The organism is Enterococcus sp. LJL51 (assembly GCF_049894025.1).
In the GTDB taxonomy this organism is placed as follows: domain Bacteria; phylum Bacillota; class Bacilli; order Lactobacillales; family Enterococcaceae; genus Enterococcus_L.
This window is the reverse complement of sequence record NZ_JBNEQE010000003.1, coordinates 31,611-52,340: the sequence shown is the minus strand read 5'-3', so window position 1 is coordinate 52,340 and position 20,730 is coordinate 31,611. Positions and strand designations below refer to the sequence as shown.

Sequence of the window (20,730 nt, the reverse complement as noted above, 5' to 3'; positions counted from 1 at the left end):
TTGCAGATGTTTTTCTATACTAGAAACAAGGGGGGCTATACTGGAGGAATAGAAATGTATAGACCATTATCAAAAAATGCAGCAGACGCGAGAAACTCATTTTATGCTGTTGCTGACGGAACAGCAGTAAAGATTAATGAAGTGGCAGATCCAGTGTTTTCACAAAAATTATTAGGGGACGGCTATGCCGTTTTTCCGGAAAACGGCATCATTCATGCGCCTGTTTTCGGCAGAATCATTAGTATCTATAAGACCAAACATGCAATGAATTTACGAATGGATAATGATGTGGAGATTTTGCTTCATATGGGAATTGATACGTGGGAATTACAGGGATTTCCTTTTGATTTGAAAGTCACCGTAGGGGAATTAGTAACGCCTCAAATGGTTGTCGCAGAGGTGAATCTCGATGAGTTGAAGGAGTTTGGAAAAGAAACAGATATGATTGTTGCGATTACATCAAATGACGAAGCAAAAAAGTTTGTCATGAAAAAGTCTGGTAAAGTAAAGGTTGGAGAAAAAATAGGAGAAATCATTGATTGATAAAAACCAAATACATAGAATGGATGGATTTACTGTAGACTAATCAGATTGAAACGATAATCAAAGAAACCGGATGATTTTAATGATTACACTATTCCATAGTTTAACTAATCATTTATTCAAATAGCGAGAGTGGAGCACTGGTCAATTTGGCAAGTGCTTTTCTATTTTTATTTTTGTGAAATTTAATTTTACTAATAAGATTATTTTTCTGATTATACTTGAAATTTTATTTCAATCGATATATAATGTAAGCGTATTAAAGAGGAGGCAGCAGTTTATGTATGGAATCTCTATATTTTTAGGAGAGGGTCTGACAGAACAGAAGATTAAGTATATTCAAGAGTTACGTGAGATTGGTTTTAGAGGAATTTTTACATCACTTCATATTCCCGAAGATGATGCTTCATTATACCTGGAAAGACTCAAAGCTCTTGGCAGGGTTGCAGCTTCTGAAGGAATGAAATTAATGGTGGACATATCCGGGGCTGCGTTGGAACGGGCTGGTTTATCCACTAATCGAGTCAATGAAATTTTAGCGCTGGGAGTAACTGGGTTGCGAATGGACTACGCAATCTCTAATAAAGAGATTGCTGAACTATCTCATCAGCTAACTGTTGGTTTGAATGCCAGTACCATTACTGCTGAGGATATTGCTGAACTAAAGAAATATGAGGCAGATTTTTCCAGCTTTGAAGCTTGGCACAATTATTATCCCCGACCAGAAACAGGTTTAGATAAAACAATGTTTGTAGAAAAAAATCGTTGGTTGAGTGAAAATGGTTTTGAAATTTTTGCGTTTGTTCCGGGAAATAGAGAATTGCGCGGTCCTCTGTTTGAAGGACTACCGACTTTAGAAGAACACCGGGGACTCAATCCGTTGGCTGCTGCACTCCAATTAAAAGAACTGGCAGTTGATGCAGTTTATATTGGCGATCCAGAGATTGATTTCCGAACGATTCGACAATTTGAAGGTTATCTGAGTCAAAAACAGCTGATTTTGGAAACAGAAGATGTAGGCAGCCGTTTTTATGAATATGTTTTAGGCGAACACACCAATCGGCTGGATGCAGCAAGAGATGTGATTCGCAGTGCAGCTGCGCGTTTTAGACAAATCCCTGTAATTGAGCCTGAAATTATTAGAGAACGGACATTAGGACTAGTAACTGTAGACAATAAAAAATATGGTCGATATATGGGGGAAATACAAATCATTCGGAAGTATCTTCCGAAAGACGAGAAAGTGAATATTGCCGCTGAGATTGCTGCTTTGGATAAGTCGTTAGTTAGTCAAATTAAAGGCGGCGTGAAATTTAAATTAGTTAAGAAAGGATTTTTAACAAATGAACTTAGAAAACTTGACAACTGAGCGAAGAAATACAAATACGATGAACTTAGATGAGCTAACAGTGAAAGAAGCGTTACTCAAAATGAACGAAGAGGATCAAAAGGTAGCTTTGGCAGTCAAAGAAGCATTACCTGCTATTGAAGTAGTGGTAGAAAAAATTATTCAAAGCTTTAAAAAAGGCGGCCGTCTTGTTTATCTTGGTGCAGGAACAAGTGGTAGACTAGGTGTTTTAGATGCAGCGGAATGCGTACCGACTTTTGGTGTTTCACCAGAAATGGTTCAGGGACTAATTGCTGGTGGTGAACAAGCGATGACTCTTGCCGTTGAAGGCGCAGAGGATTCTCAAGAGCTTGGCAGGCAGGATCTAATCAATCTTCATTTGACAGCAGAGGATTATGTAGTAGGTATTGCTGCCAGCGGACGGACACCGTATGTCATTGGCGCACTAGAATATGCCAATGAAGTTGGTGCAGGAACAGCTTCGTTAGCCTGCAATAAGCATGCTGAAATCAGCCAATATGCACAGTCAATTATTGAGGTTGATGCTGGACCGGAATTTTTGACTGGCTCGACTCGTTTGAAATCTGGTACTGCTCAAAAGTTGATTTTGAATATGCTGTCAACGGTTTCGATGATCGGAATTGGTAAGGTTTACGGTAATCTGATGGTTGATGTCAAGCCAACCAATGAAAAGCTAGTGGAACGTTCTAAGCGGATAATTATGGAAGCAACTGGCTGTAAATATGAGGAAGCTGCTGATTACTTTAATAAAGCCGATAAGAATGTCAAGTTGGCAATTGTAATGATTTTAACTAACTCTTCAAAAGAAGAGGCAGAGGAAAAATTAATTAAGGGCAATCATTTTATTAAAAATACAATTTCTTAATCAAGGAGGAAAAGAGAATGGCAGAGGAAAAAATTCAACGAATCGCCAGAGAAATCTATGAAGAAGTAGGCGGAATGGGTAATGTGGAAAAGCTGCGGCATTGTATGACGCGTGTCCGGATGGATATTCGGGACTATGATAAAGTCGATTTGGAAAAGTTGAAGGCGATTGACGGCGTTATGGGGGTTGTTGAAGACGACACATTACAAGTAGTTATTGGACCAGGAACAGTCAATAAGGTTGCACAGGAAATGGTGGACATTGCCGGCGTAAAGCTGGGAGAGGAATTTCCTGCTTCTGAACAGACAGAAGCTATCTCCGGAAAATCAGGAAAAGAACTTGTTGAAGAAAAAGCAGCACAAATGAAGGCTGAACAAAAAGAAAAGCACAAAAGTAATTCTCCATTTAAAGCCATTTTAAAATCTATTTCTAATATTTTTGTTCCGCTAATTCCAGCATTTGTAGGCGCCGGAATTATTGGCGGCATTGCTGCGGTTATGTCCAACCTGATTGTTGCAGGAGACTTAGCTGCTTCGTGGCAGCAGTATGTGGATGTACTGAATATCATCAAAAACGGAATTTTTGCTTATCTGGTTTTATATACAGGGATTAATAGTGCCAGCGAGTTCGGCGCTACTCCAGCTCTTGGCGGAGTTATCGGCGGCGTAACAATGCTGACAGGGATGAATCCTGATGCACCATTGCCGAACTTATTTACTGGTGGGACGTTGTCAGCAGGTCAAGGGGGCATTATTGGTGTTATCTTTGCGGTTTGGTTGCTTTCTTTATTGGAAAAACAACTGCATAAGGTAATTCCGGATTCAATTGATATTATTATTACTCCAACGATTACGTTGCTCGTTATCGGTTTGACTACTATCTTTCTAATTATGCCGATTGCTGGTTTTATCTCAAATAGTCTAGTTGGAATTATTAATACTGTTTTGCAAACTGGCGGAGCATTTGCTGGTTTCGTGCTGGGGCTGACTTTCCTGCCAATGGTTATGTTTGGTCTACATCAAATTCTAACACCGATTCATATGGAGATGATTACTCAAACTGGACAAACTTTACTGCTGCCAATTCTGGCTATGGCTGGTGCTGGGCAAGTAGGTGCAGCAATTGCGTTATGGATACGCTGCAGAAAAGATACGAAGCTTGTAGAAATGATTAAAGGAGCACTTCCCGTCGGTATTCTGGGAATTGGTGAGCCGCTAATTTACGGTGTGACATTACCATTAGGTCGTCCTTTTATCACAGCCTGTATAGGCGGAGGAATTGGCGGAGCTGTAATCGGGGCATTTGGCAATGTTGGAGCAATTGCTATTGGACCAAGTGGTGCTGCATTAATTCCGCTGATTGCTAATAATCAATGGCTGGCTTATGTTTTAGGTTTGCTGGCTGCATACGCTGGCGGTTTTGCAGCGACGCTCTTCTTTGGGATTCCAAAGGATATGAAATAAATAGCAGAAAAAGACGAGAAAAATTTTCTTGTCTTTTTTGTTAAAGAAGCAAAAATATATATTATAATAGAGAATGTGGAATACATCATTTAATGAAAAAAAGAATGGGGAGTGATTAGAATGAAGCAGAATATTATTTTGTCAATTAAAGATTATCGAGCACAGCTGCCGAAGTCAGAACAGAAGATTGCAGACTATATTTTGGATAATACGAATGAAGTGATCACTTTAAGTGCGCAGGAGCTGGCAAAAAAAGCAGCTTCTAGTCCTGCGGCTATCATTCGATTTTGTCACTCGATAAATGTTAATGGGTTTACCGAATTGAAACTTCTGCTTTCTGCAAATTTGGGCTCAATGGCAACAGATATGTATACAGAAGTGGAAAAGGATGAATCTGTAGAGGCAATCAAACAGAAGCTGAACGTTCGTTTTGTTCATGCAGTGGAGCGCACAGCAGATCTTTTAGATGAAAGGAATATAACTGAAGTGTTTGAGCTGATTGAACAGGCCGAACTGATTTTTGTTTATGGTTTAGGCGCGTCTTCTTTAGTCGCTCAGGATATTCATCAAAAGTTTACCAGACTTGGAAAAAATGTATTCTGTACACTGGATCATCATTTATTTGCTTCAGCTATGGGAACGACAAAGGGAAAAAGTCTATTTATTGCGGTATCCAATTCTGGAGAGACAAGGGAACTGATTTCTCTATTGAGTATTGCTGCTGAAAATGGTATCCCTACCATAGGAATAACTCAAAATGAGCAGTCAACGGTTGCGAAATACAGCGATATTGTCTTGCTAACAGCCAAAGGCGAGGAGGCACCGCTGAGAAGTGCGGCGACGGTTTCACTGATTGCACAGATGTATGTAGTTGATGTTTTGTTTTTCCTTTATGCATCCAGTAATTATGATGAGACGTTGGAACATATTCAGCAGTCCAGAAAAACGGTTGGTCAGCTGAAACAATAACAAATAGAACAAGACAAAAAGGCGATAGGAGGAGAAGGGAACATCCTCTTATCGTCTTTTTATTTCGGTTCTACACTCTTTTACAAGAAGAATTTGAAACAAAGCCAGTTAATTTTTGCTCCAAGTTCTACGATATTTAACTTATAGAAGATTTTTTTCGGTTAGTTCTTTTTTTCCAGCTTCGATGTAGCTCAAATCATTGATTTTATCAATCGTAAAGCTCCCGTTATTATAAAGAAGCGTCGTAACGCTGCCGTTTTCCAATCCCATCTGCATAGGAAGAGAGTCGTCGATGAGGGAAAGCAAAAAGGAGATTGTTAACCCGTGAGAAACGATCATAACGTTGCCCCCACCGTTTTTTTCACGGCGGTGTGCAATATCCTCAAAGCCGTTCCATGTGCGTTCACGAATCTTTTCGTAAGGTTCTGCCCAGTCAGCCGTATCAGCTGCCATGATAGCGCTGGCTAATTCTTCATACGTAATGGATTTGGACATCATATCTTCATAATTTTTAAACGCTAAAATTCGAGGAACTACGCCCCATAATTCCCCATCATAGCCGCCGTCCAGTGAACCAAAGCACCATTCACGAATCCGCTTGTCTGTACGGTAGGGAAGCTGCTCGCCGTGAGTATGCTCTTGTAGAATAATTCGCGCTGTCTGCATAGCACGTCCGCTGTCGCTGGAGTAGGCCTCTTCAAAAGCTACGCCCTTCAATCCAACTCCCAATTGATGAATTACTTCTTCTCCTTCTGCAGTCAGAGGGGTGTCTGACCAGCCCTGAGTTCTCCCAATTGTGTTAAACATTGTTTTTCCGTGGCGGATGATATAAAGCTTTGTTTCTGTCATACGTTCACCTCATTTATATCGTTTACTGAAAAAAGGGATTTGTTTTCTTCTCATGACCAATAGTTGTTGCTTCACCATGCCCTGAATACGCTGGAAATTCATCTGGTAAAGTAAACAGATAGGTTCTAATGCTATGCAGGAGCTGTTCCTGATTGCCGGTCGGCAAATCAGTACGGCCAATACTGCCTCGGAATAACGCATCCCCAGTCACTACAAAATCATCAAAGATAAAACTAACGCTGCCAATTGAATGACCGGGTGTCGGCACAACGGTGAAGGACATGCCGCCGATGGTGTAGTCTTTCATTTCAAATTCATATTCAGCAGGCTGAACGACGATATCAGGCAAATCGTCATGACGTGCTAAACCAGATAGATTCATTTGCGGGTTAGATAACCAGTCTTGCTCTAATGGGCTGACGTAAACTGGAATATCAAATGTTTTTCGTAATTCTTCAACAGCACCGATATGATCGTAGTGAGTATGCGTCAAAAGGATAGCTAGAGGCGTTTTGTTGATTTTACTAATGGCATCAAGCAGCTTTTGTGCCTGCGCACCTGGGTCTACAATCAGCAGCGATTTGTCGTTATAAATAAGGTAACAGTTTTCTTCAATGATACCTGTTTTAATTTGTTCAATTTTCAACATAAAAAAATCAGAACCTTTCTTTTTCGTAGTCTCAGCTTTAATTATACAACAACTTTTTAGCGAGGGACAAAGTTCGGTACTAAAAAATCTTAAGGACTGGAAGAAAAAAGCAAGGATTTAAAGAATTCCTTTGACAAAGCTCTCAAAATGATGTAAATTATCATGGGCGCAAAAAAAGACGAACAATTATTTTATAATTGCTGTTCTTTTTACGTATTTTAAGCCTAAAAAACTATTAAAAATGCTAGGAGATAGTAGAATGAAAGTTTTTGATTATGAAGATGTGCAGTTAATTCCGAATAAATGTATTGTAGACAGCCGCTCTGAATGCGACACAACAGTGCAGTTAGGTAAGCATCAGTTTAAAATGCCGGTGGTTCCTGCAAATATGCAGACAATCGTTGATGAAAAAATAGCAGAATTTTTAGCAGAAAAAGGTTATTTCTATATTATGCACCGTTTTGATGAGGAAGCACGTATTCCTTTTATCAAACGAATGAAGGAAAAGAATCTGATTACATCCATTAGTGTGGGTGTTAAAGAAGGGGAATATGCTTTTGTTGAAGAACTAGCTAAACAGCAGTTGATTCCTGATTACGTAACAATTGATATTGCCCATGGGCATTCCAATGCAGTGATTCGGATGATTCAGCATTTGAAAAAACATATTCCGGATACCTTTGTGATTGCGGGAAATGTGGGGACTCCTGAGGCGGTTCGCGAGCTTGAAAATGCTGGTGCAGATGCGACAAAGGTCGGGATTGGTCCTGGTAAGGTCTGCATCACAAAAATCAAGACTGGCTTTGGTACTGGTGGCTGGCAGTTAGCAGCACTGCGCTGGTGTGCAAAGGCAGCACGTAAACCGATTATTGCAGATGGCGGTATTCGTACACATGGAGATATCGCTAAATCCGTTCGTTTTGGGGCGACGATGGTCATGATTGGTTCTCTATTTGCAGGCCACGAAGAATCTCCGGGAGAAACCAAGGTAGAGAACGGTGTTGTCTACAAAGAATATTTCGGTAGTGCTTCTGAGTTCCAAAAAGGAGAAAAGAAGAACGTAGAAGGGAAAAAAATCTGGCTGCGCTACAAAGGCAAACTAGAAGATACCTTAGTTGAGATGCGCCAAGATTTACAATCCTCTATCTCTTATGCCGGCGGAAAAGATTTAGAATCCATTCGCAAAGTGGACTATGTTATTGTTAAAAACTCTATTTTTAATGGAGATACAATCTAATAAAATATTAACTATTAAACAGTAATTTGTCTTTTTTTGACAGGTTGCTGTTTTTCTATTTTCTTTTCTTTTTTTACTTTACCTGTCGTAGTAATTGTGCTATTATAATTACAACGACAGACGTAGTACGTTAGATGAAGTAATTTAGGAGGTGATTCAATGATTGGCAGTGATGCAATCAGAGGATACAATGACACGTTCATCTTGACGATTCTTTTAGAAGGTGATTCGTATGGTTACGAGGTATCTAAACGTATCATGGAGGTTTCAGAAGAGAAATACTCGATAAAAGAAACGACGTTGTACTCAGCATTTACCCGTTTGGAAAAAAATAAATTCATTGAGTCTTATCCAGGACAGGTCACTCATGGTAAAAAACGAACCTATTATAAAATCACAGAATCTGGCAAAATTTATCTGGAAGAAAAAAAAGAAGAATGGCGACTGACCAAGAAAGTCGTTGAACGCTTTATCAAGGAGGAAAAATGATGAAAACAATTCGAGAGTACATAGAAAGCCTATTTTTAGGGATTGAAGGAACACCACAAGTGTTAAAACTAAAAGAGGATTTGCTTGCAGGGGCGGAGGATCGATATGAAGATTTGAAGAACCAGGGGAAAACAGAAAATGAAGCAATTGGAGCCGTTATTTCTGAATTTGGAAATATTGATGAGCTTCTGGAAGAAATGAATCTAAAAAAAGAATATCGGGATGAAATTGGCCATGATGTAGATGAGATTACTATTGAAGAAGCAGAAACATTTTTAAACGTTCAGAAAAAAGGAGCTCTATTTATTGGAATTGGCGTTGCTCTTATTTTAATTGGTTCAGCTATATTTTTTGGAATTTCAGGTTGGTATGGTGAAAGGGTTGGAGAGATGTTTGGGATTATCTTCTTATTTTTAGGTGTCGCTGCAGGAGTTCCGCTATTTATCACTGCAGGAACAAGTATGGGAAATAATCGCAAAGAATTAGATGATCGTCTGATTCCAATTCAAGTGAAGCGACTGGTTGAAAAGAAAAAAAAGAGCTTCCAGCGTTCTTATGTGTTTAGTATTTCAGCTGGGGTGGTATTTTGTATTATCTCTGCAACCCCAGTAGTAGCCCTTTCGGCATACAGTGATTCGGATCGATATACTATGCTGGGGTTAGGTTTAACATGTCTGATTGTTTCAGCTGGCGTTTTTCTCTTCATCTATGCTGGTGTGATTATGGGTAGCTTTACTCAACTGTTGAAGCACAAATACTTTATTTCAGACGAAGATAAGCTAGGACCGCGTGCGAAAGAAGAAAAGCGTAAAAAAAAACCATATTTTTGGCAAATCGTTGAGCGAGTTTACTGGCCGATAGTCGTGATTATTTCACTTTTTGAAGCGTTTGTAGTTGGAAATTGGACGACTTTCTGGATTGTTTATCCAGTAGCAGGGATTTTATTTGGCATTCTGGAAAGTATTTTTACTAGTAAAGACAAGTGGTAATTTAGAAAATCAGTAAAATATGAAAACAAGAATTTAGAAAAAAGTTAAAAAGACGGAATAGAAGATTCAAGCGCTCAAAATGAGCCAGTTTCTATCTCGTCTTTTTTAGTTTATCTGAAAATCGTAGTCATTGCTTTTTTTAACGGGAAATAAGCAAATGAAACAATGACAATTGTGGTTATAACGTTTAGGACAGTGGCTAAGAGCATTGAGGTGGCACTGGAAAAGGCTAAGGTAAAGCTGCTGCCGGCAAACATAGCTAGCGCAGTATTTTTTAGCTGAGTCATAATGATTTTGGCAATACCAGTCATGAGGGCGACAGTAATCAGCTTTTTAAAGCTGTCGATGTTGTTGTTAAACGCCATTATAGTCAAAGCCGCCGCACCGCCAACAATAAAGCTTTCAACAAAAAAGTAGGGTGCTTCAGCAGCAAAGCCGTTCATCAAATCGAAAATGGCAAAGCCTAAACCGCCCGCCAAGGCGCCTCTCGTATACCCTAGCAGTAAGACTGCCAGCAACAGGACTGAATTTCCTAAATGAGCGAAAGCACCAGTTGGCATAGGAATTTTAATCATTGTTCCCATAATAGTCAGCGCTGCAAAAAGGGCAATTAGCACAATTGAAAGTGTGGTATTCTTTTTAGTCATCCTTACACTCCTTCAATATCAGTCATTCGTTTTTCTGCTTGATTGTAAGCACCATGCCACACATGTCCTAAGAATGGATTGATTCGCTGACCGTTTTTAATTCCCGCAGCAACAAAAGCTTTAGCCGTCCGGACAGCTTTTTCTACAGAGAATCCTTTTGCTAATCCAGCAGCAATTGCTGCTGCAAAGGTACAGCCGGCACCGTGGTTAAAGTCTGTCGAGATTTTTTCATTTTCTAATAAAGTAAAGTTTTCTCCATCATAGAAAAGGTCGGTCGCCTTTTCAGTCTGCAAACGATGTCCGCCTTTAATGACAACATAGTCAGGACCAAGCAGACGAATTTTTTTAGCCGCTTCTTTCATTTGCTCCACAGAGGTTAAATCGCCCATTTCAGAGAGAATTCCAGCTTCTACCAGATTAGGCGTAGTAATGGTCGCTGTTGGAAGAAGCAGGCGGGTCATCGCAGCTACATTTTCCGGCTGCAGCAGCTCGCTGGTTCCTTTACAAGCCATCACAGGATCAATTACAACATTATTCATGTGAAACTGATCAATATATTTTCTGGTAATTTCAATAGCTTCTACAGTTCCGAGCATCCCGGTTTTCATGCTGTCTAAGGCACCGCCGGCAAAAATCGTTTTTAATTGCTTATCTACAAGTTCAGGATCGATTGGCGTTACGGTATGGCTCCAGCCTTCATCAGGATCCATTGTTACGATGCTTGTTAGAGCGGAAAACCCAAAGGTACCATATTCCTGAAAGGTTTTTAAATCTGCCTGAATGCCTGCTCCCCCACTTGAATCAGAACCAGCCACAGTAAGAACTTTTTTAATCATTGTTATCCCCCTTTAGTAGTAAATGAATAAGTAGTTGTATTTTATCCTAGTCATTCATTGACAAAAACAGCCAATTGGATTATTTTTAACTCATCCAATTTTATTTGAAGGTGAGTATATGTGGGAGATAAAAAAAACAGATGGGCTGCCTTTTTATCAGGCAATCGTTGAACATATTTTAGGTCTAATAAAAAACGGAGAACTGCTTCCAGGTGAAAAGCTGCCGGCAGAAAGAAAGCTGGCAGATATGCTGGGGGTGAATCGTTCTACTGTGGTTCATGCACTAGAAGAGCTTGAGGCAATGGGCTGGCTGCTTCGAAAACAAGGGAGCGGATCGTTTGTTGCTGAGGGAAAGTGGGGCATTACGTCAACGGCAAGAACAGACTGGCGAAGATATCTGGAGCAAAATGCCTTTAGTAAAACAGAACCGTTTATAGAGCAGATGAAGCAGCTTCTTACTAAGGAAAATAATGAAGTACTTGATCTTTATACTGGAGAACTGCCATTGGAGCTAATTCCAGCCTTTGATCTTCCTTCACTTACGTGGAAGCAATTTTTGGAAGAAGAGCAGCAGGATGAGTTTGGCTATCAAGGGCTAAGAACAGCGGTTAGCCGTATGATTAAGCAGCAGTATGGATTTTTAGTGCCGGAGGAAAGTCTGCTCATTACTTCTGGAGCGCAGCAGGCGCTATTTCTGATTTTGCAGGTTCTCTTAACGTCTGGAGATAGTGTAGCTATAGAGGACCCGTCCTTCTTATACGATTTGCCCATCTTTCAAGCCGCAGGGATTCGGCTTTATGGTGTACCGATGGATGAAGACGGGATTGAACTATCGGCTTTGGAACAGGTCATCAGACAGCACAGGGTAAAAATGGTGATGGTTAATCCTTCGTTTCAGAATCCGACAGGAAAGGTCATGAGTCTGAAACGCAGGCAAGCATTAGTTGAGCTGTGTCAGAGCTATCAGATTCCTATTTTAGAAGACGATGTATTTGGGCAAATTAGTGAAGTATCAGGCAGTCAAATTCCGCCGCTCAAAAAACTTGACCCTGAAAATGTTCTTTATATCGGTTCCCTATCTAAGATATTAGGTTCAACAACCAAAATAGGCTGGCTAAGTGCACCGCCCTCTGTCAACCGGCAGATTGCAGAGGCACGAAAAATTATGGATTTTTCTTTAAGTATCTTTCCGCAACTATTAGCGGCTATTGCTTTGAATGATCCAGCTTTTGACAACCGGCTTTCTGAATTAAAAAAAGAGCTGAAAAAAAGAGAAAACAATGTCTATAGAATAATGAAAGAGCAGCCGCATTGGCAGGTTGAACGTCCCCAAGGAGGTTTTTACTTATGGGCAACCTTTAAACGAGGAAAGCTGAGTCAAAAAGAATGGCAATTTTTTCTGAAAGAAGGACTTCTTGTTGCGCCAAGCTTTTTATTTGGGGAATCAAGAGAAAGTATACGAATTAATTTTTCCAGAGTATCAGAAGCTCAGCTGCCGGATTTCCAAAGAAAGATCGCAACAGTAACTGAAAAAATAGTGGCTAATCGAACAGCAAATATATGATTCAGCGTTGTTTTTAGAGCGTGTCTGAAAACACAGGCGGAGAATGACTATATAGACTATCTCTCAAAGATAAGCGGCGCTCATTTCTTTCAAGGAATAATCATCGCAACAGTGTATACCATTCTGTTACCATACTTAAGTTAAGTAAACAGAACTGGCGACTCGCTTATGCGGCACATTACCAGTTCTGTTTGCCTAAAGACCTGCTAACAGAATGGTATGCAGACGAAAGTAAAAGTCATTTTTCAATCAATAGTAGTAAAAATGATTACTCTGAAATGAGCTAGCTTGTGGTTGTGTTTAATTTCCACAATAATCACTGAAACATCCGAATGCCAATTTACTTTTCAGAGATACTCTAGTTAAAAGAGCAGGTTTTCAAAAATATTTTAGAAGCTTAGCGTTTAATCTGAAAAAGCATAATAAGCTTTTTATGTGAGAGATGGATAAATAGTATTACGGGGTATGCTAAAATAAAAAGTGAAATGAAGGGAGTGGTAGTAGATGAATGAAACAATTAAACTGTTAAAAAATCGAAGGACTCACCGCAATTTTGATGAGAACTACGAATTGCCGGAAGAGGAGCTGCAGTTAATAGTAGATGCAGCCAGACAGGCACCGAGCTGGATGAATGGTCAGTTTTACAGTATTTTTGTCATTCGGGATCTTGAAACAAGGAGACAGCTGGTAGAATGGAATCCGGGCAATCCTCATATGCTTGATAGCTCAGTTTTTCTAATTTTTACTGGTGATTTAGCTCGAACACGACAGGTAAGCGAGGAGTATGGAGTAGAAAATCATACTGGGGAAAGTGTGGAGCCGGTCTTGATTGCGACAACTGATGCCGCACTTGCGATGGAAAATGCCGTTATTGCTGCAGATAGTTTAGGTTTGGGCTCAGTGGTTGTCGGCAGCATTAGAAGACACAGTCGGGAAATCAGTGAACTGCTGGGGCTTCCTGAGGGAATGTTTCCTTTGTTTGGACTAAGTATTGGCAAGCCAATAGTAGAAATGACGGTGAAGCCTCGTCTTCCCGAAGAAGCTGTTGTTCATTATGAAAAATTTTTACCTTATAGTTATTTGGTAATTGAAGAATATGATCAAATTATGGAAAAATTTGGCGAAGCAAGAGAAACGAAAAAATGGAGTCAAAAGTTCGCTGATTATTTTGCTGCTGAACCGGCATTAATTAGTGACCAGGTACTACGGATAAGTCGTTTACTGAAATAAGAAAGTCCCAGATGTTTTTTCACGGATTACTTTCTTAAGCCTTTGAGGAATGCTATACTATTAGAGAGTCAAAAACAAAGTCAAAAGAGGTGTTTATTCATGTCTTGGGAGCAAGTCTATGAACAGTGGGTAAGTGAGGAAAATTTACCGGAAGTCTTAAAAAATGAATTAGCAGAATTGAAACACAATCCGGAAACATGTGAAGATGCATTTTATGCACCATTGGAGTTTGGAACAGCAGGGATGAGAGGAATCATTGGAGCTGGAATCAACCGCATGAATATTTTTACTATACGTCAGGCGACAGAAGGGTTAGCTAGATTTATGGATGCCCAGAATCTGGAAACGAAAAAAAGAGGAGTTGCTATCGCCTACGATTCTCGACATATGTCTCCTGAGTTTGCCATGGAGGCTGCAAAAACATTAGCTCAGCATGGCATTCCTGCCTATGTATTTGAGAGCTTACGCCCAACGCCGGAGCTTTCCTTTGCTGTTAGATATTTTAAAGCTTTTGCAGGAATCATGATTACTGCTTCTCATAATCCGGCTGCGTACAATGGCTATAAGGTTTATGGCGAAGATGGCGGGCAAATGCCGCCAGCTGATGCAGATGCTTTGACTGCTTATGTACGTGAGGTAGAGAATCCGTTAAAAGTAGAAGTGTTAAGTGAAGAAGCTGCAAAAACAAGTGACTTAATTACTATTATCGGTGAAGAAGTAGATACAGCTTATTTGAAAGAAATGAAAGCTGTAACAATTAATCAAAATCTGATTGATGAAATGGGCGGCGACTTGAAGCTTATTTATACGCCCCTTCATGGTACCGGCAAAATGCTGGGAGAAAAGGCTTTGACGCAGGCTGGTTTCAAGCAGTTTATGCTAGTGCCGGAACAATCTGTTGCTGACCCGGACTTTACCACAGTGAAATCACCTAATCCAGAGGAACATTCAGCGTTTGAATACGCAATTCGTTTGGGAGAAAAAGAAAATGCCGATTTGCTGATTGCGACTGATCCCGACGCTGACCGTTTAGGAGCAGCCGTTAGATTGCCAAACGGTTCATATGAGGTATTAACTGGAAATCAATTAGGTGCCATCATGATTCAGTATATTTTAGAAGCGCACAAACAGGCTGGAAAGCTGCCTGAAAATGCGGTTGTTTTGAAATCGATTGTTTCCAGTGAAATGGCAACAGCAATTGCAGAAAAGTATCAGACTAAAATGGTTAATGTATTGACTGGCTTCAAATTTATTGCTGAAAAAATTGAGCAATATGAACAGGATCATTCTCAAACATTTATGTTCGGTTTTGAAGAAAGCTACGGCTATCTGGTGAAATCATTCGTTCGTGATAAGGATGCAATTCAAGCACTGGTTCTGCTTGCAGAAGTAGCTGCTTATTATAAGAAACAAGGTAAAACTTTATACGATGGACTTCAGGATATTTTCGCTGAATATGGCTACTTCAAAGAAAAAACGATTTCGGTTACACTTAGCGGAATCGAAGGAAGTCAAAAAATTAAAGAGCTGATGGCGAAATTCCGCAAAGAAGCACCAAGTGAATTTGCCGGAATTGCTGTAAGTAAAACAGAAGACTTTAAAGCATTGACCAGCCGTACGGCTGATGGTCAGGTGGAAGCACTGACTACACCTCCTTCCGATGTGCTGAAGTATCATTTAGCAGACGGCAGTTGGATTGCTATTCGTCCTTCAGGAACTGAACCGAAAATTAAGTTTTATGTGGCTACAGTGGCTGAAACACAGGAAGAATCGGACAATAAGCTGACTGCCTTTGAACAAGCCATCAACAAGATTACTGAATAATAAATCATTAGAAAAGTAAAGTGGCGGGGCAGGCGTTTAGACGGTTGTCCCAGCTTTTCTTTTCTATACGAATACTGTAAAATGACTTGAGTGCACAAGAAATTGTCAGCTTTTATTTTTTAGTACAGTCTAGCCAATTAAAAGCTGCAGCATAGAGAATAAGACAACAGCTAAATTTTTGTGAGATTTATATAGGCGATATTTTATGAAGGGAGTAATCGGGATGAATATTGGATTTATTGGAGCAGGACATATGGGCGGTGCAATGATTGAAGGACTGCTGAAAGCAGAAGCTGTCGCACCGAATCATCTTTATGTAAAAGGAGGATCCAGCGGCACAGCAGAAAAGCTGCAACGTAAGCTGGGATTTCAACTTGCTGATGACTATGCAGCATTTCAAGAATGCAAGGTTGTCTTTATTGCGACTGGTGCAAATATTGTTTTGTCTATTTTGAAGGAGCTATCTCCTTTTTTAGGAAAGGACTGTCTTGTAATTTCTGTTGCAGCAGGTCACACTGTTGCGCAGGCGCAGGAAGCTCTTGGGTCAGAAAAATATGTAGTACATGCGATACCTAATACACCTGTCAGCGTAAATGAAGGCATGATTGGAGTGGTCTACGGCAGCAACCTTCCAGAAGCAGAAAAAGAAACAGCAAAGGAACTGCTGGAAAGCCTTGGCAAAGTAACAGAGGTTCCAGAACATCTGTTAGCAACAGTAGGAACAGTTGCCGGCTGTAGTCCGGCGTTTGTGGACATATTTATGGAAGCTTTAGGAGATGCCGGCGTAATGGAAGGTTTGCCCAGAGCACTTGCCTATGAAATTGTCGAACAAATGGTTTTAGGTTCGGCTCGTTTGGCCATTGAAACCGGGAAACATCCTGGTGAGTTAAAAGATGGCGTTACTTCTCCCGGCGGAAGTACAATTAAGGGAGTAGCTGCTTTAGAGAAAAACGGGTTTCGCTACGCACTAATCGACGCTGTGAAGCAGGCAAACAGTTAAGGATAAAACTGCGGATTTGAAACGACTATTAGTTTGAAGAAAACTTTATCCTCAACTAATGGTGCTGTAGAAAAATAATTATATCTGATAGATTTATCAGAACCATAGAAAGAGTTGAGGTATATGGAATTAACGGAAGAAATCCAAGAAGTCAGTCAGCTGTATAAGGTTCTTAGCGATTCAACAAGACTTCGCATACTTCTTGTATTGAAAAAAGGGGAGCTGAATGTCACTGCTTTGGCAGGGGAACTGGCTATGGAACAGTCAGCAGTCTCTCATCAGCTAAAACTACTGAAACAAAATCGCGTCGTTAAATCAAGACGTGAAGGAAAAACAATCTATTATTCTCTAGATGATAATCATGTGATTGATATTTTGAACCAGACCTTTGAACATATTAGCCATCGTTAGTTCTTCATTTGCAGTTTTCTGACAATAGCCGATGTTTATCATGGCAGGAAACTGGTATTTAAGAGGGCATCAATACAATAATCTCATACTAGCTTTTTCTTTTAATTTAGTGAGAAATTAAAAGAAAAGGCTAGTTTTTTGTTTTACGGTTAGGTATACTAGAGACATGTTTTATGAGAATGAAATGAAATTTTTCTCATTTTATAACGTATTTGAAAGATAATCTCAGTGATTTCACTAAAAGCGATATTCTTTCAAAATAACGAGACCATCAATACATTCGTACACTGGAGCTGAAAGAGTGGTGCTTTTACTTCTTAAGAACAGCTGATTCTGCTATAGCTGTAGTAGTAATGGCACTTGGTATTTTTTGATAGGTTCTAGTATCATCTATAAAAAAATTAGTTGGGGGAAGCACAATGAAGGAAAAATTGAAGATTGGCTTATTAGGTTTGGGAACAGTTGGTTCAGGTGTTCCGACAATCCTGCAGGAGCACAGTGAAAAAATCTCCCAAGTAACCGGAATGGAGATTGTTGTCAGTAAAGCCTTAGTACGTGATGAAGCAGAAAAACAGTATCAATCTGAGCGGTTTGATATTGACTTAACGACATCGATAGATGAAATTATCAACGATGAAGAAATTAAAATCGTAGTGGAACTGATTGGCAAGGTTGAGCCGGCAAAGACATTTATTACCAAAGCATTGGAAAACGGCAAGCATGTTGTAACAGCTAATAAGGATTTGTTAGCACAACATGGCAGCGAACTAGTTGCCTTAGCTCAAAAAAATCACTGTGACCTTTATTATGAAGCTAGTGTAGCGGGCGGTATCCCAATTTTACGAACAATCGCTAATAGTCTTGCAGCAGACGATATTCAAAAAGTTCTTGGTATCGTAAATGGAACGACTAACTATATGCTGACAAAGATGGTTTCAGAGAAAAAGACGTATGATGCAGCGTTAAAAGAAGCACAGGAGCTGGGATTTGCAGAATCTGATCCGACAAATGATGTTGACGGGATTGATGCAGCGTACAAAATGGTTATTCTTAGCCAGTTTGCCTTCGGTATGAACATTAGCCTCGATCAAATAGATACAAGAGGAATTCGCGGCATTTCGTCAGATGATGTAGCGATGGCCTCTCATCTTGGTTATGAGATTAAGCTGATTGGCTCCTCTGAAAAAAGCAACGGCGGTATTGCAGCTGAGGTAGCGCCTATGCTGGTAGCGGCTGCTCACCCGCTTGCTTCTATCAGAGACGAGTTCAATGCGGTATTTATCTACAGTGCAGGTGTGGGTGAGTCGATGTACTATGGCCCTGGTGCTGGAGCCAAGCCGACAGCGACTAGCGTAGTCAGTGATATTATTACTATTGCTAAAAACATGCGTTTAGGAACAACCGGTCATATGTTCAATTCCTACCAGCATGAGACAAAACTGACTGATGCGGCGAATATATTTGGAAAATATTATTTTTCTATTGAAGTACCGGACAAGCCTGGTCAAATTCTATTGTTAACACAGCTGATGGCAGAAGCCAATGTGAGTTTTGACCAGCTGCTGCAGCAGAAATCGGATGGGGAAAGAGCGAAGTTTGCAACGATTACTCATACAATTAGTAAAGCACAGATGCAGCAGGTTACTGCTGGAATTGAGAAAATAGCTGGGTTTAAATTATTGAATACGCTGAAAGTTTTGGAGGGATAATTTTATGTATGAAGGACTATTAAAAAAATATCAGGAATATCTGCCCATCACAGAAAAGACACCGATGCTGTCTTTAGCAGAGGGCAATACACCTTTGATTCCGCTACACAGCTTGTCAAAGGAATTGGGCATTACCTTGTATGGAAAATACGAAGGATTGAATCCGACGGGATCTTTTAAAGACCGCGGAATGGTTATGGCTGTCGCTAAAGCAGTTGAAGACGGCGCCAAAGCAATTATCTGTGCCTCAACAGGTAATACAAGTGCTGCGGCTGCGGCGTATGCTACCCGAGCAGGCATCAAGGCTTACGTCATTATCCCTGATGGAAAGATTGCGATGGGGAAACTGGCTCAGGCGATTATCTATGGTGCAGATATTATTTCAATTCCAGGAAACTTTGATGAAGCTTTAAAAGCTGTGAGAGATATTGCCGAAACGGAAGCAGTTGCTTTAGTAAACTCAGTAAATCCTTACCGTTTGGAAGGACAAAAAACGGCTGCCTTTGAAGTTTGTGAGCAGCTAGGTAAGTCACCAGATGTTCTGGCGATTCCAGTAGGAAATGCCGGCAATATTTCTGCTTATTGGAAAGGTTTTAAAGAATGGCATGATGTACAGGGGACATTATTGCCGCGGATGCACGGATTTGAAGCTGAAGGAGCAGCAGCAATTGTTAAAGGTGAAGTGATTGAACAGCCGGAAACAATTGCAACAGCAATCAGAATTGGAAATCCGGCTAGCTGGAAACTGGCAGAAGCTGCTAGAGATGAGTCTAAAGGCTACATCGACAGTGTTACGGATGAAGAGATTTTAAATGCTTATCGTAAAGTGGCAGCGCAGGACGGCGTGTTTATTGAACCTGGTTCTGCTGCTTCACTTGCTGGGGTGATTCAGCATGTGAAATCAGGAAAAATCAAGCAAGGAGAAACAGTCGTAGCTGTCTTCACAGGAAATGGCTTGAAAGATCCGGATACAGCGATGACGGCTGTTGATGTTTCGATTTCAAAAATGAGTGATTTAGAAGAGATGCGTCTGCATCTGCGCAACGGAGTGGCTAATTTATGAAAATAAGAGTTCCGGCTACCAGCGCTAATTTAGGTCCAGGGTTTGATTCCTGCGGGATTGCTTTATCTCAGTACCTGTACATTGAAATCATCAAGGACGCTGAAGCTTGGGAGATTGATCATTCTTTAGGAGAAGATATACCTAAAGATAAGAAAAATCTGCTAATTCAGACGGCGCTGAAGGTTAATCCGAAACTGTCACCAAAAAAACTAAAAATGACTTCAGATATCCCTTTGGCAAGAGGACTGGGCAGCAGCTCTAGTGTAATTGTAGCGGGAATTGAACTGGCAAACCGATTAGGGAATATGCATCTGTCTCAAAAAGATAAAGTACAGATTGCAACTGAAATGGAAGGACATCCAGATAATGTAGCACCGGCAATTTGTGGTGATTTTGTAGTGGCCAGTTATGTTGATGGAGAGGTTCGCCATGTGAAACACCATTTTCCAATGTGTGATGTGATAGCTTACGTGCCTAATCACGAACTTCTAACGCAAGAAAGTAGAAGTGTGCTGCCTGAAATGATGCCTTATCAGCAGGCGGTTCAGGCAAGTGCGATTGCCAATGTGATGATCGCCGCTATTCTGAACGGCAATTTGCCTTTGGCCGGGGTAATGATGGAGAAAGACCGCTGGCACGAATCTCACCGCAGCCATCTTGTTCCGCATTTGACAAATATTCGCGAACTAGCACATAAAGTCGGTGTATACGGTGCGTTTCTCAGTGGAGCTGGTCCAACTGTTCTTGTCCTGACACAGGAAGAAAAGACGAATGCGATGATTTCAGAGCTTGAAAAGCTTTCAGAAGACGCTTCGATTCATTTGCTTTCCGTTGATCAGGAAGGGGTTCAGGTGTTTTAACATGGCACATAACTCAATATGAAGTGCGTCCCTAAGTTAGAGCCGAAAATCTAACTTAGGGGTTTTTAGTATCTCGCTGTTGATTCGGATTCTAAATGAGGCAAAGTTTGGATATTTAGTTATGTCCCACTCACTTCACTAAAAATAAAAAGAACGGAATTAAA

General features: G+C 40.4%; 20 protein-coding genes. 16 read left to right on the top strand and 4 right to left on the bottom strand.

The genetic code is table 11. The features are described from left to right. Positions 1–54 precede the first annotated feature (54 nt). The 5 genes from ACPWSO_RS04215 (at position 55) to ACPWSO_RS04195 (ending at position 5,209) form a co-directional block, all read left to right on the top strand. Positions 55–543 carry a PTS sugar transporter subunit IIA gene (locus ACPWSO_RS04215; protein ID WP_426081577.1) on the top strand — a complete coding sequence of 163 codons (489 nt, stop codon included), beginning with the start codon at positions 55–57 and terminating at the stop codon, positions 541–543. Between the two features lie 280 nt (positions 544–823). Next, entirely contained in the window at positions 824–1,912 is a 1,089-nt protein-coding gene (locus ACPWSO_RS04210; RefSeq protein WP_426081575.1) for a DUF871 domain-containing protein, read from the top strand. Next, complete coding sequence (gene murQ, locus ACPWSO_RS04205; RefSeq protein WP_426081574.1) at positions 1,887–2,777, top strand: N-acetylmuramic acid 6-phosphate etherase; 891 nt, start codon at positions 1,887–1,889, stop codon at positions 2,775–2,777. Before ACPWSO_RS04210 ends, murQ begins: the two co-directional genes overlap by 26 nt. Before the next feature lie 17 nt (positions 2,778–2,794). After that, on the top strand, positions 2,795–4,240 hold the full coding sequence (locus tag ACPWSO_RS04200) for a PTS transporter subunit EIIC (protein WP_426081572.1): 1,446 nt from the start codon (positions 2,795–2,797) through the stop codon (positions 4,238–4,240). A gap of 120 nt (positions 4,241–4,360) precedes the next feature. Then, the gene (locus ACPWSO_RS04195) at positions 4,361–5,209 is read left to right on the top strand and encodes a MurR/RpiR family transcriptional regulator (protein WP_426081571.1); all 849 of its coding nucleotides are present in this window, start codon (positions 4,361–4,363) and stop codon (positions 5,207–5,209) included. A gap of 141 nt (positions 5,210–5,350) precedes the next feature. Here ACPWSO_RS04195 and ACPWSO_RS04190 read toward each other — a convergent pair whose 3' ends face one another. After that, positions 5,351–6,058 (bottom strand): histidine phosphatase family protein, encoded by a 708-nt coding sequence (locus tag ACPWSO_RS04190; RefSeq protein WP_426081570.1) that lies wholly within the window; start codon positions 6,056–6,058, stop codon positions 5,351–5,353. 22 nt (positions 6,059–6,080) lie between these two features. After that, positions 6,081–6,707, bottom strand: coding sequence for an MBL fold metallo-hydrolase (locus ACPWSO_RS04185; protein WP_426081569.1), 627 nt, complete (start codon positions 6,705–6,707; stop codon positions 6,081–6,083). Positions 6,708–6,966: 259 nt separating this feature from the next. On the opposite strand from ACPWSO_RS04185, the gene guaC reads away from it, so the two are divergent. The 3 genes from guaC to ACPWSO_RS04170 all read left to right on the top strand — a co-directional run bounded on the left by guaC (position 6,967) and on the right by ACPWSO_RS04170 (position 9,422). Continuing rightward, a complete protein-coding gene (gene guaC, locus ACPWSO_RS04180) occupies positions 6,967–7,944 on the top strand; it encodes a GMP reductase (protein ID WP_426081568.1) in 978 nt (325 codons plus the stop codon). 159 nt (positions 7,945–8,103) lie between these two features. Continuing rightward, the gene (locus tag ACPWSO_RS04175; protein WP_426081567.1) at positions 8,104–8,433 is read left to right on the top strand and encodes a PadR family transcriptional regulator; all 330 of its coding nucleotides are present in this window, start codon (positions 8,104–8,106) and stop codon (positions 8,431–8,433) included. Then, on the top strand, positions 8,433–9,422 hold the full coding sequence (locus tag ACPWSO_RS04170) for a permease prefix domain 1-containing protein (protein WP_426081566.1): 990 nt from the start codon (positions 8,433–8,435) through the stop codon (positions 9,420–9,422). The genes ACPWSO_RS04175 and ACPWSO_RS04170 overlap by 1 nt, the downstream gene beginning before the upstream one ends. Before the next feature lie 110 nt (positions 9,423–9,532). Here ACPWSO_RS04170 and ACPWSO_RS04165 read toward each other — a convergent pair whose 3' ends face one another. Then, on the bottom strand, positions 9,533–10,069 hold the full coding sequence (locus ACPWSO_RS04165; protein WP_426081565.1) for an ECF transporter S component: 537 nt from the start codon (positions 10,067–10,069) through the stop codon (positions 9,533–9,535). Positions 10,070–10,071: 2 nt separating this feature from the next. Further along, positions 10,072–10,905 (bottom strand): bifunctional hydroxymethylpyrimidine kinase/phosphomethylpyrimidine kinase, encoded by an 834-nt coding sequence (gene thiD / locus ACPWSO_RS04160; RefSeq protein ID WP_426081564.1) that lies wholly within the window; start codon positions 10,903–10,905, stop codon positions 10,072–10,074. Between the two features lie 118 nt (positions 10,906–11,023). On the opposite strand from thiD, the gene ACPWSO_RS04155 reads away from it, so the two are divergent. The 8 genes from ACPWSO_RS04155 (at position 11,024) to thrB (ending at position 20,566) form a co-directional block, all read left to right on the top strand. Beyond that, entirely contained in the window at positions 11,024–12,469 is a 1,446-nt protein-coding gene (locus tag ACPWSO_RS04155) for a PLP-dependent aminotransferase family protein (RefSeq protein ID WP_426081563.1), read from the top strand. Positions 12,470–12,973: 504 nt separating this feature from the next. Next, the gene (locus tag ACPWSO_RS04150; RefSeq protein ID WP_426081562.1) at positions 12,974–13,699 is read left to right on the top strand and encodes a nitroreductase family protein; all 726 of its coding nucleotides are present in this window, start codon (positions 12,974–12,976) and stop codon (positions 13,697–13,699) included. A 99-nt stretch (positions 13,700–13,798) separates the two neighbouring features. Further along, positions 13,799–15,523 carry a phospho-sugar mutase gene (locus tag ACPWSO_RS04145; RefSeq protein WP_426081560.1) on the top strand — a complete coding sequence of 575 codons (1,725 nt, stop codon included), beginning with the start codon at positions 13,799–13,801 and terminating at the stop codon, positions 15,521–15,523. Between the two features lie 223 nt (positions 15,524–15,746). Next, positions 15,747–16,523 (top strand): pyrroline-5-carboxylate reductase, encoded by a 777-nt coding sequence (gene proC / locus ACPWSO_RS04140; RefSeq protein ID WP_426081559.1) that lies wholly within the window; start codon positions 15,747–15,749, stop codon positions 16,521–16,523. Positions 16,524–16,646: 123 nt separating this feature from the next. Continuing rightward, a complete protein-coding gene (locus ACPWSO_RS04135) occupies positions 16,647–16,934 on the top strand; it encodes an ArsR/SmtB family transcription factor (protein ID WP_426081558.1) in 288 nt (95 codons plus the stop codon). 419 nt (positions 16,935–17,353) lie between these two features. After that, entirely contained in the window at positions 17,354–18,643 is a 1,290-nt protein-coding gene (locus ACPWSO_RS04130) for a homoserine dehydrogenase (RefSeq protein WP_426081557.1), read from the top strand. Positions 18,644–18,647: 4 nt separating this feature from the next. Further along, entirely contained in the window at positions 18,648–19,706 is a 1,059-nt protein-coding gene (gene thrC / locus ACPWSO_RS04125) for a threonine synthase (RefSeq protein ID WP_426081555.1), read from the top strand. Continuing rightward, positions 19,703–20,566 carry a homoserine kinase gene (gene thrB, locus ACPWSO_RS04120; RefSeq protein WP_426081554.1) on the top strand — a complete coding sequence of 288 codons (864 nt, stop codon included), beginning with the start codon at positions 19,703–19,705 and terminating at the stop codon, positions 20,564–20,566. Before thrC ends, thrB begins: the two co-directional genes overlap by 4 nt. The last annotated feature ends 164 nt before the right edge of the window (positions 20,567–20,730 follow it).